The 12,401-nt window shown below is 59.9% G+C and carries 6 protein-coding genes; 2 read left to right on the top strand and 4 right to left on the bottom strand.

Features of this window, described 5'->3' with window-relative positions:
- Window positions 1-314: 314 nt before the first annotated feature.
- Both nagB and GGR28_RS18485 read left to right on the top strand, forming a co-directional pair.
- Complete coding sequence (gene nagB / locus GGR28_RS18490; protein ID WP_183497319.1) at window positions 315-2,273, top strand: glucosamine-6-phosphate deaminase; 1,959 nt, start codon at window positions 315-317, stop codon at window positions 2,271-2,273.
- A 110-nt stretch (window positions 2,274-2,383) separates the two neighbouring features.
- Window positions 2,384-5,005, top strand: coding sequence for a family 20 glycosylhydrolase (locus tag GGR28_RS18485; protein ID WP_183497318.1), 2,622 nt, complete (start codon window positions 2,384-2,386; stop codon window positions 5,003-5,005).
- Between the two features lie 478 nt (window positions 5,006-5,483).
- Here GGR28_RS18485 and GGR28_RS18480 read toward each other — a convergent pair whose 3' ends face one another.
- The 4 genes from GGR28_RS18480 to GGR28_RS18465 all read right to left on the bottom strand — a co-directional run bounded on the left by GGR28_RS18480 (window position 5,484) and on the right by GGR28_RS18465 (window position 12,382).
- A complete protein-coding gene (locus GGR28_RS18480) occupies window positions 5,484-6,869 on the bottom strand; it encodes a Gfo/Idh/MocA family protein (protein WP_183497317.1) in 1,386 nt (461 codons plus the stop codon).
- Window positions 6,870-7,025: 156 nt separating this feature from the next.
- Window positions 7,026-9,626 (bottom strand): sodium:solute symporter family transporter, encoded by a 2,601-nt coding sequence (locus tag GGR28_RS18475; protein ID WP_183497316.1) that lies wholly within the window; start codon window positions 9,624-9,626, stop codon window positions 7,026-7,028.
- A gap of 12 nt (window positions 9,627-9,638) precedes the next feature.
- Window positions 9,639-11,231: a sialidase family protein gene (locus GGR28_RS18470; protein WP_183497315.1), complete on the bottom strand. Its 1,593-nt coding sequence runs from the start codon at window positions 11,229-11,231 to the stop codon at window positions 9,639-9,641.
- A complete protein-coding gene (locus GGR28_RS18465; protein WP_183497314.1) occupies window positions 11,228-12,382 on the bottom strand; it encodes an AGE family epimerase/isomerase in 1,155 nt (384 codons plus the stop codon). Before GGR28_RS18465 ends, GGR28_RS18470 begins: the two co-directional genes overlap by 4 nt.
- Window positions 12,383-12,401 lie beyond the last annotated feature (19 nt).

The raw sequence follows: 12,401 nt of genomic DNA, 5'->3' as shown, positions 1-12,401 counted from the left end.
GGTTTACCCAACGCGCCTTATTCACGACCCAGCCGTTCGAGGATTTTTCAGGTATATACGGACGATTAGCCGAGCTCTTTGGCGTACAATTGGTCGGATTACGTGTACACCTTACCTGGGGAACTGCTGCATCTACTTGCCAATCGGGATAAAAGGCTTCCACCCCCCACGGTTTACCTACAGACTTCGGGTGCGGAATCACTCCCTGACCGAAGTTCACTCATAGCCGCGCAGCCGGAAGCATAAGTGCAGCAAGCAAAGTATTATGTATGACAAATACAATTCGTTCTTATCTTTGCCCCAAAGTTTTTCCTATGACAGCTTCCCCGATTTCCCCCAGTGCCAACGCAGACCTCCAGTACCGGCCGGTGGGCGCAACGGACGAAACCCGCTTCGAACAGTTGCACACGGAGATTTTTCCGTCCGCGGAACGCGGCTCCCTGGCCGTGGCGGCGGAAATAGCGACCCTTATTCGTAGTAAGGGAGAAGCGGGACAAGCCTGCGTTCTCGGACTGGCCACCGGTTCCAGCCCCATCCGGGTCTACGAAGAGCTCGTGCGCCGGCACCGGGAGGAGGGGCTGGACTTCAGCCACGTGATTACCTTTAACCTCGATGAGTACTACGGCCTGCCCCGCAGCAGCCAGAGCTCCTACTGGTACTTCATGCACGAGCACCTGTTCGATCACGTCAATGTTTCCCCCGAAAACATCCACATTCCGCGCGGCGTGCTCCCACTGGAGGAGGTTTTCGCCCACTGCATGGACTACGAGCAACGGATCAAGGAGGCCGGCGGACTGGACTTTCAGCTCCTCGGGATCGGCCGGACCGGTCACGTCGGATTCAATGAACCCGGCAGCAATTCCCGCTCCCTGACCCGCCTCATCACCCTGGATCACCTGACCCGGAGTGACGCCGCGGCGGAGTTCAACGGCATCGCCAACGTGCCCACCCGGGCCCTCACCATGGGTATCGCCACCATCATGCAGGCCCGCCGCATCGTCATGATGGCCTGGGGCAACAAGAAGGCGGAGATCGTGCGTAAGGCAGTGGAAGGAGCTCCCAGCGTACAAACCCCGGCCACCCTCCTGCAGGGTCACCCGAACCTGACAATGGTACTGGACACCGAGGCCAGCGCCCAACTTACGCGCATTCATACCCCCTGGCTGGTCGCTCCCTGTCGGTGGGATGAGGCACTCACCCGCCAGGGCATCATCTGGCTCAGCCGTCACGTCAAAAAACCGATCCTGAACCTTACGGAGCGCGACTACAACCTCAACGGCATGTCGGATCTGCTGGCGAGTCGGGGATCGGTCTACCAGCTCAACATCGACTTCTTCAACACCCTCCAGCGTACCATCACCGGTTGGCCGGGCGGCAAACCCGGTACGGAGGGCCAGGGCCGGCCGGAACGCGCTACCCCCCACCGCAAGCGGGTGATCATCTTTTCTCCCCACCCCGACGACGACGTAATTTCCATGGGCGGGACATTCGCCCGGTTGATCGAGCAGGGGCACGAGGTACACGTGGCCTACCAGGTGAGCGGAAATATCGCGGTGTCCGACAGCGACGCCCTGCGCTACGCGGAATTTTGCTACGACCTGAATAAGAAAATGGGTGGCCAGAACGATCGCCTACCCGCCGTTATCGCCGAACTTTCCGGTAGCCGCAACGACCTGGCTTCCAATAGCAAGAAGGTTCTGGACATCAAAGCCCTCATCCGCCGGGGAGAAGCCATCGCCGGAGCCCGCTACCTTGGCACTCCGGACGAGCACATTCACTTCCTGGATATGCCCTTCTACGAGACGGGCCGCAGCAAGAAGAAAGACCTCGGTGCGAAAGACATTCAAATCGTCAGAGAACTGATCGAACGAATCCGGCCCCACCAGATCTTTGCCGCCGGTGACCTGGCAGACCCCCACGGTACCCACAAGGTGTGTCTCGACGCGATTTTACAAGCCCTCACGCAGCTGCGAACGGACGACTCCCCGGCCATCACCGACACCTGGCTCTGGCTGTACCGCGGCGCCTGGCAGGAGTGGGCGCTCCACGAAATCGAAATGGCCGTACCGATGAGCCCCCGGCAGGTAGAGCAAAAACGCACCGCCATCTTCCAGCACCAGAGTCAGAAGGACGGCGTCGTGTTTCAGGGAGAGGACGACCGGGAATTCTGGCAGCGCGCCGAACAACGCAACCGCAAGACCGCCCAGCTCTACAACCAACTGGGCCTTACCGAGTACGCGGCTATGGAGGCGTTCCGGAAGCAGGCTTTTTAAGGAGTAAGACATTATCTGCTGCCACTTTTGGGCGGGAACGCAGGAGCAAAGTTTATTCGAATAGCCGTCCAATCAGGCCACGACATAATAATATGAAATCTTCAAAGCCATTGTCCCGACTTATCACGCTAGTGTTGGTCTTTTTCTCCACTTGCATTTCTGCCCAGGATGAGCCGCTTTTTGTAGCGAAGTTCACCGCGGAACAACTCCGTGCCGCCCCGGCAAAACTCATCCCCTTTCCCCGGGAAATAAACTGGACGGGGGAGCACATCGCGCTCGAATCGCTGGAGCTTCGCAACGCGGCATCGGCCGCGCCCGGACTGCGTAAGGAACTGACTAGAATGCTGCAAGCCCACGACGTAGCGTTGCGGGACGGGGCGAACCTTTCCTGCGAGTTCGTCACGGATACAAGTCTTGGCAAGGAAGGGTACGCCATCGCCATTTCCGCTACGGGCATTCAGCTGACGGCAGCTACGGAAGCGGGGCACTTCTACGCGCTTCAGACCCTGCGCCAGTTGATCCAGGAACGCGGTGGCCAAACGGTGCTGCCACTCTGCGAGATTCAGGACGCACCCGCCTTTCCCGTGCGGGGATTCATGGTCGACGTCGGACGCAATTTCCAGCCGTTGGAATCGCTCAAACGGCAGTTGGACATCATGGCTCGCTACAAGCTCAACGTTTTCCAGTGGCACCTCACCGACCGACCCGCCTGGCGCATCGAAAGCAAGAAGTACCCTGAGCTAAACGCCACCGAAAACCACCGGCCCACCCGCGACCCCGGTATGTACTACACCTACGCCGAGATCCGGGAGCTGATCAGTTACGCTAAGGAGCGTCACATTTCGGTAATCCCCGAAATCGATATGCCCGGCCACAGCGATTCCTTCACGGCGGCCATGGGAGTCAGGATGGAAACGGACCGGGGCATGGAAATACTGGAGGATATCCTGACGGAATTCTTCACGGAAATCCCGGCCGCGGACTGCCCGATCATCCACATCGGTTCGGATGAGGTGGAAGTACCCAATCCGAAAGAATTCATGAACCGCATGATCGACTTCTGTGAAGCCAACGGTCGGGAGGTGATGGTCTGGAATCCCGGACTCACCGCCAAGCCCGGCGTCATCCGGCAAACCTGGAAGCCCCTGCCCCCCTCGGACACCGACTACCGCGAGATCGACTCCTGGAACAGCTACATCAACAACGGTGAACCGATGACCCAGATCCAGCGGCTGTTCTTCAAACCGATCGGAGAATCCTCCAACAGCGAAGTACTCGGAGGGATCCTCTGCCTGTGGCCCGACGTAAATCTCGCCCGCCCCGAAGATGCCTACACCCAAAACCCCGTCTACCCCTCTATGCTCACCTACGCCTGGACCACCTGGACGGCCGACGTGCAGACCGCATCACCAACTTTTTTCATGACCCTCCCGCCCCGGGGCACGCCGGCCTTCGGCTACTTCGCCGCCTATGAGGACATCCTGCTGCACCACGGAGACGAACACTTCGCGAACGCGCCCTTCCCCTACCTAAAGCAGACGGACAAGGCGTGGAAAGTGATCGGCCCCTTTCCCGGCGACAAAGCCGACGCACGCTTCGACACGATTCAGGACAGCTACACCCTAAGTGGAAAGGAGTTCAATTGGCAAGCCGCTACCGGCAACACCCTGGTGATGAAGGATCGCTTCAGACTTGGGGGCTACTTCCCGGAGGCTTCGGCCGGAGAAACGGTCTATGCCCTTACCCACATTCATTCCGACCGCGACCGCCAGGTGGATACCTGGATCGGCTTCGAAACCCCGATGCGCGCCAACCGCACTTACGGCGGCATCCCCGAAACCGGATCCTGGGACGCGAACGGTGGTGACATCTGGCTGAACGACGCCCCCCTACCCGCCCCCTCCTGGAACAACCCCGGCTGGAAACCGGCCAGGTCAACGGGATGGGCAAGTCCCGAAGACCTCGAAAAGCCCTGGACGGACGAAGAACTCTACTGGACCCGCAAGCCCACCAGGGTCACCCTAAAGCAGGGCTGGAATAAGGTACTAGCAAAGATTCCCGCCGCCACCGACTACCAGAACTGGATGTTCACCTTCGCTCCCCTGAGCATGGAGGGCCTGCGGTTCGCCATCCGCCCCGACGAGCACTCTACTTACTACCACCAGAGAAAGACCCACTTTGAGTCCCTACCCAACGACGAGGGAGAAATAGTCCTCATCGGCGACAGCATGACCGACGGCGGCGAGTGGGCCGAGCTCCTGGGCAACGACAAAGTCAAGAATCGCGGCATCAGCGGCGACGTCACCCTGGGCGTACTGGATCGCCTCGAAGAGGTAACCGCCTCCGCGCCCGCCAAGGTCTTCCTGCTGATCGGCACCAACGATCTGGCCCGGGGCAGCTCGGTGGAGGAAGTGATTCAGAACATCAGTCGAATCGTAGTCACTACCAATGAGGCCAGTCCGCAAACGGAGGTGTACGTACAGAGTATTTTTCCAGTCAACGACCATTACAGAATGTTCGCCGGGCACACGGGTAAGGGCGAGGAGATTAAAGCGATCAATGCCGCCCTGGAGAAGGGAGTCGAAGGAAATTACCGCTATCTCGATCTCCACCCCTCCTTCACGGACGACCAGCAAAAACTAGACATTCGCTACAGCAACGACGGCCTGCACTTGAACGGCGCGGGATACCAACGTTGGGCGTCGTTGCTCAGGGAATATGTGGTGGAGTAGGTTAAAAGAGGTGGAGGCGCTCTGCGCCGCCCCTGTATTGCCCGCATTTCAGGGTCGCCCTTGAAGGGCTCCACCTTAGTGCTCCATGTCCGACGCAGTCGACCGGTGGTTAATCCGTAGTGATCTCAAGCATGACCGCGGCAAGATGCCACGAACCAGCGTGACCGCGGCAAGATGCCACGAACCAACGTGACCGCGGCAAGATGCTACGAACCAGCGTGACCGCGGCAGGATGCCACGAACCAATAAATTCCGCGTTCGACGAAGTCAATCCGTGTTGAATCAGTGGCCCTCCGTGGTGAAAAGTCTCGGACCAGAGCCCCTCGACCTGCTACTCCACTGCCCTGACCTTCCTCCACAAAATCAGGCCGCAGGTCAAAAATCTGCGCAAATCCGTGCCCGAGCGCAGCGAATCCGCGCGACGAAGTCAATCCGTGTTAAAAAGACCCCACCGTGCCCCTTGCCCTGTGTACTAACCTTACTCCACCACACCCAGCGGCTCCGTCTCCCGCCACCGGCCCCGCGTAAAGTCAGGAAAGTCCTGCGGCATCCCGTCCGCCGCAACCGAAGCCTCGCTTAATGGGGCTACCGCACTCCAGTAGCAGCCTTCGTAAACGTTCTGGTCGAGCGGTAAGCCCTGCTGCAGACATTCGACGATCCTGACCATCATGATCCCGTCCATGCCGCCGTGTCCGCTGCCCTTCGCCGTTTCGTTGAGCCGCTTGTAGAGGGGGTGATCGTACTGCTCGTAGAGCGCCTGTAGCTGCTCGCCCTGCGCCCAGCGGTGGTGGTCTTCCGTCGCTCCGGGCACACCGCCTTCGAGGGCTACCCGGGTGGGGAATCCGGCCAGTGCACCGAGGGTTCCCTGGATCAGGTTGTGACGGGTGTAGGGTCGCGGACTGGTCTCGTCCCACTGCACCATAACCGTCCGACCGAGTTCCGTTTTGATGAGGGAGGTGTTCAGGTCACCGCCCTTGAATTCAAGTTGATTCCAGCGGTGGTCGGCCGGGTAGTTTTTCTTTGCGTAGAGGCTGCGCCCCCGGCTGGGCGTGGAGAAGGAGGTCAACCGGCGGAAATTATCCTCGCCGCGCGCCAGGTTCATGTACTGGGCCACCGGACCGAGACCGTGGGTGGGATAGAGGTTGCCGTCGCGCTTGGCGTAGTGCTCCGTGCGCCAGGAACCGGTGCCCCGGTCGACCTCTTCCATCTGGCCGCGTAGATCGTGGATGTAAGCGGCTTCGGCGTGCAGCACTTCCCCGATCATCCCCTGGCGGACGAGGTTCAGAAAGAGCAACTCGTCGCGACTGTAGTTTACGTTTTCCAGCATCATGCAGTGCTTCTGCGTCCGCTCCGACGTGTCGATGACGGACCACATTTCCTCGATGGTCAGGGCGATCGGAACCTCGACAAACGCGTGGGCACCGGCTTCCATCGCCGCGGTGGCCATCGGCGCGTGGGCGGCCCAGTTGGTGGCAATGAAGACGACATCGGGGCGCTGCTCTTCCAGCATCCGTTTCCATTCGTTCTCCCCACCGAAGTACCCTTCGATGTCCTGGTGCTGCGATTCCTGTCCCAGACTACCGGCCATTTCCCGCCACTTTGCCACATTGTCCTCGTACAGGTCGCTGATGGCGACGACCTCCGTTCCCGGCAGCTTCGCGAAATTGGTGACGTGCTGTCCGCCGCGGGCACCGACGCCGATGAATGCCGCGCGGATGTTGGCAATTTTCGGTGCGGCGTACCCACCCATGTATTCCCCTGCCGCAGCGGGGTAACCGGCACTACGGGAGCGAGTGGCCAGCAGGGTTCCGGCCGTGAAGAGGGTGGTTTTCTGGAGGAAGTTTCTGCGGTTTAGTCTGCTCATCGCGAAATGGGTTTGCGTCCACGTTGCGGACATTTTCGATAATAATAAGGAAGGTAGCTGGATGAACCGCTTAAAACGAACATCCTCGTACCCAATTCTACGCTCACACGGACATTCACCGCACCTGTGTCCCCGCCCAAATGGGTTGCCCGGACGTTACCGCTGGTCGGCCGGCCACAGCAAGCTAAAGGCGTAGCCGAAGACGAAACAGGACGTAAGCCCGAAAAATGCGTACATGAGAAAACTAATTGGGGTGTACACGCTCACGTACCAGATCAGCACGGCACTCACCGTCAGGCCGATCAGGGCACCCCGCCCGTTGGCGCGGGTAGTGAGCATGCCGAGGAGGAACAAACCACCCAGGCCACCGGTAAACAGCCCGAGGTAACGGTAGAATTCGTCCCACAGCGATTTGATGTTGGAATTGGCCATCCAGAGGGCCAGAATCACGCCGAGGATGCCGGTCATGATCGTCGCGATGCGGGCAATGCGCAACAGGCGCAGGTCGGCTACTTGGGGACGGAAATGGGCATAGAAATCGTTGCAGAAGGCCGTGGACACGGAGTTCAGACTGCTGCTGATGCTGCTCATGGCCGCGGAAAAGATGCCGGCCACAAGCAGGCCCGACACCCCGACGGGCAGCTCCCGGACGATGTACCAGGGAAAGATGGAGTCGTTGTTGGACATAGTGGGAGAAAGGGCTTCCGGCCGCTCGGAATAGAAGATGAAGAGCAGGGTACCCAGACTGAAGAAAATGATGGTAGCCGGCAGCGTCATCACCGCGTTGGTGTACAGGGTCTTGCGGGAATCCTCGATGCTGGAACTCGTGAGGTAGCGCTGCACGATGGTCTGGTCAGTGCCCTGGGTGATCATGGCCGAGGCGAGCCCGCCGATGAAGACGACCCAGAAGGTGGAGCGGGTGAAGTCGAAGCTCATGTCCGCCAGATTGAATTTATTGCGCTCGCTGGCGTAGGTGATCATCTCCCCCACCGACTGATCGGTGTGCAGCAGGATCCAGACCACGGCCAGCACGCTTCCCCCCATCAGGACGATCACCTGCAGTACGTCGGTCCAAATCACCGCCTCGATCCCGCCAAAGGTGGTGTACACGATGCACAGAAAACCCATGATCAGGATGCTGGCCTCGACCGGAATACCCGTCACAATGGAAATGGCCAGCGACGGCAGCAGCAGCACGATCCCGATGCGCCCCAACTGGAACAGGATAAAGGAAAGGCTACCGAAAACCCGGGCGGCGTAGTTGAATCTTTTCTCGAGGTACTCGTAGGCCGTCCGGATCCGGAGGCGGTTGAAGAATGGAATAAACAGCAGCGCGATCACCGGCGTGATCAGGATGGCCGTGATGTTGAGCATGAAGAAGGACCAGTCGGTCGTGAACGACTTCGCCGGAATGGCCATGAAGGTGATCGCGCTCAGCAGCGTACCGAAGACGCTCAGGCCGGAAGCCCACCACGGGATGCGTCCGCCGCCGGTAAAGTAATCTTCCGTGGATTTCTGCTTGTAGGAAAAGTACACCCCGATGAGCACCGACAGCAGCAGGTAGCCGGCCAGTACCGCGTAGTTGAACAGGCCGAAGGGCTGGGCCGCTTCAGCGGCGCGGTAGGATCTTACCCCGGGGGTGCGAATTCCCGGCGACACTTCTCCCGACACGCCGACGAAGTTTTCCCCGTCCATGAAGCCGAGGGCCGTGACGGGCAGGGGGACGGACAGGGAATCGTAGGTAAACCACCGCTTGGTGATGGTATTGTACGCCAGTACGCGGCGGGAAAAGCCGGGGTGGTGGTCGAGAATTTCGTCCCGGCGGGTAATCAGCGCGGAATCTCCCCCCGCCTGCGGTATACGTAGGGAAAGTTCTTCCAGCTCATTGAACAGCACCTCGTCGGAGCCACCATAGAGCAACAGGTGCATGGAGCCGGTAGCGACCAGCGATCCGCCCATGCTTACGACGGTCTGCCCATCAATGGCCAGTTCTCCCTCCTCGTGCCAGCTGCCGCGACGTAGGTCGTAGGAAAGAATCGTGGTGAGGGGGTCCGACTTTTGCCCCGCTACCTGGTTGCGACCGCCCACCACGAAGAGGTTGCGCGATTCCTGGGTTTCCTGCACCGCTACGGCGTGGAGGGCCCGCGGCGGACCGGGTAGGTCGGGTAGTCGTTCCCAGCGGTCCGCCCGCGCAAGCTCCATCCGGTAAAAGGATCGCACGCTGCGCGCGTCGTTTTTGCCGCCCACCACGTAGACGTAGCCGTCCTCCACCACGGCCGAGGTGTAGGCCAGAGGCTCGGGGAGCGACGGATAGTCCTGCATTTCCATACCGGAAGCCGCACTGTACCGCAGCAGGAATACCCGGTCGGTAGTCGTTTCTCCGGTTTCTCCGCCGATGACCAGAATGCCCGTCGGCAGGGCGACCGAGGCCCCGTACGCGAGTGGGGTGGGCAGCCGCGTCTCGGTTTCTTGCCACTTACGGTCTACCAGCACGAAAATGCGATCGCTGTACACTTTCTCACCCCCGCGCCAGGGTCGTGCCGCGGGAAAGTTTGCCCCGCCAGCCGCAATGATCGCGCCACCTACCGGGCCGCCCACCATGCCCGCGTAGCCGATAGAGGCCGAGTCGCCGCGGGCTACGGGAAGCTCGGGCAGTTCGGACAGGCTGATTCGCGGGGTGGTCTGACCGAAAAGCAGGGAACTGCATCCCAGTAGTAAAAACAGGAGGCCGACGGTCAATTTCGCGAAGTGGTGCATTCGTTTGGTTTACTACTCGGCGAATAATTCGGTTAGCGCGATCTTCTCAAAGTACAACTCCTTGTTTCCCTCGTAGAGGATGCCGATGTGGTCTTCATCCACCATCGTCATACAGGAATAGCCGTAGGTATTCTCCTCGTAGAGTTCGAGCTGGTTTTCCTCCGGCCAGGTCATGCCGTCGTCGAAGCTGGTCTTGATGGTGATGTGGTTGCGGGTGACTTTGGTGTCGGGATTGGAAAAAAACAGGACCTTTCCCTTTTCCGGATGATCGTAGGCAATGATGCTGGCCATGCAATTCGACTCCTGCAGCGCCCGGCGCGAGGTGGGGTGCTGCGTCCAGGTCTGGCCGAGATCGGTCGTGATGGCTACGGAGCGGCCGTTCAGTGTATCCTGGCGGTTGCTGCGGTTGCGGTCGTCGCGCATGTTGAGCATGAGGGAGCCGTCGGAGAGTTCTACTACCTGGGCCTCGGTGGTTTCGGATTTGGCGCCGGTGCCTACCGTCCACGTTTCTCCCCCGTCCTTGCTGTAGATGATGGTGGAGTGCGGGATTCGATTTTCGTCCTTAAACTGGGCGGCGAAGACCAGGGTGCCGTCGCTCATGGTGATCCCCTTTCCGGGGCCGTTGAAGAAGAGCTGCCAGGCGGGATTTTTCATCTGGGCCGTCACGTTAATGGGGTCGGACCACGTCAGGCCGTCGTCTTTACTCTTCACCAGCACGAACTGGCCGGTTTTCGCGGGCTCGATGCCGGGCTGGGAAGCATTCCAGGCGCGTTCTCCCGGAAATCCGTGCAGCCACAGGGCGGCTACCCAGATGGTGTTCGTATTGCGGTCTACCAGTACCGCCGGATCGCCGATGCCGTTCTGGTCTTCGGGGAGTCCGCCGAAGGTTTGCATGTCCATGATGATCTTCATCTCCTCCCAGGTTTGTCCGCCGTCGGTGCTGCGGCTCAGGCCTACGTCGACGTTTTCCTGCAGGTCCACGGGATCGTCGTAGCGCACGTCGTATACGCCGATCAGGGTTCCCTCGTTGGTGGTGGCCAGCCCGGGGATGCGGTAGGTATCAACGCCGTCCTCTCCCGCCTGGCGGAGGGCCAGGCCGATGCGTTGGGGGTGCGACTGCGGGGACATTCGGGCGGGGACGCGGGTGCCGTCACTTAATTCAACAGCAAGCAAATTGGCAGTGATCCGCTGCGACAGATCGGGCCGGTCGACGAGTTCCAATGACAACCAGAACTCGCCCGTATCCGCTACGATCGGCTCGGTGAGCGCTATGTCGAATTCGGTCCGTACGGCGGATTGGGTGCCCACCACCCCGGATTTCGAGAAATCGCCGGTTTCGGAATAAAGCAGTTGGACCCGCTGAATGTCACTGAGCCCGCTCGAGCCTTCCAGCGAGAAGGAGAACGAATGGATGGCGGTGCCCGACTGACCCTGACCGTTGGTTACGGTGATGGCCAGCACCTTATTCTTTTCCCGTCCGGCCAGTATGGGCAGTACGGGTTGACGGGCCTCGATCGTAAGGGAGTCGCTGCGCTGCGGTGTCTTGCAGGCGGTGACCAGCGCGGCACAGAGGATGGCGATGAGGAGGGAAAAGGTGATTTTCATAATCCTGATTTTTTTAAGCTTTGGGCACACTGCAGCAGGGCCCGGGGTACGTGAAAACAACCCTTCCACTTTCCTCCCTTCAGCGCAAGCAGGGGCTCGCCGCGTCGGTTGAGGTAACCGAACCACTCGCCGTACTCCGGATCGGGGAAGTGGGACCAGGTGTAGTCGTGGACCCGCTGGAACCAGGTCCTTACCTGCTCGCTACGGGTGTGCTCGTAGGCCTTGGCCAGGGCGACCAGGGCTTCCAGGTGGACCCACCAGAGTTTCTGGTCCCACTCCAGTTGCTGGGGCGGGTGGCCGTGGGCGTCCATGAAGTAAAATATGCCGCCGTGCTCTACGTCCCAGGTGTGTTCCAGGGTGCGGAGGACGGTATCCGCGGCGCGTTGGATGAGCTCCGTGTCATTCCTCCTGGCCCCGATGTCCATCATGAACCACATGGCCTCGATTCCGTGTCCCGGGTTGAGCAGCCGGCCCTCGAAGCTGTCGTGGGTAGATCCGTCGGACTGGACCGCTTCCCGGATCAGCCCGGTATCGGATTGCAGGAATACGTTCATGACCTCGTGGACGCTGTGGTCCAGGGTGCGGTCAACCTCTTCCGGATCTAGGTGATCTTCCAGCTCGAGGACCAGATTAGAGAGGATCATCGGGAGGGCGAACCCCTTTAGTTTGCGTACGCCGGTGGTTTTTTCGTACTGCCCCTTTGGGTTGTCGCTACGTTCCAGGATACGGAAGTAGGCGATGCGGGCCAGTTCTCCGTACGCAGCGTCGCCGGATGCCTTGGCGTACTGACTGAATGCCATAGCCGCAAAGCAATCGGAGAAGATGTTGTAGGGCTGCACGAGGGGCCGGCCTTCCGCGGTGACCGAGAAGTAAAAGTGACCTACATCGTCGGTGCCGTGTTTCTTCAGAAATTCGGCACCTAGTCTGGCCGTTTCCAGCCAGTTGTCGCGCTGCTCTACGCGGTTGTACAGCATGGAGTAGGTCCAGACCTGCCGGCCCTGCAACCAAATGAACTTGTCGGTGTCGTATACCTTTCCCCGACGATCTAGACAGGTGAAGTAGCCGCCGTTGGTCGGATCCGGTGAGTGGCGCTCCCAGAATGGGAGCACATCGTCGAGTAAATTTTGTTGGTAACGCTGGGACAGGCTCATATTATATGTATGACATAAT

The sequence above is a fragment of the Neolewinella aquimaris genome (assembly GCF_014197245.1).
Classification (GTDB): domain Bacteria; phylum Bacteroidota; class Bacteroidia; order Chitinophagales; family Saprospiraceae; genus Neolewinella; species Neolewinella aquimaris.
This window is presented reverse-complemented; position numbering and strand designations above follow the sequence as displayed.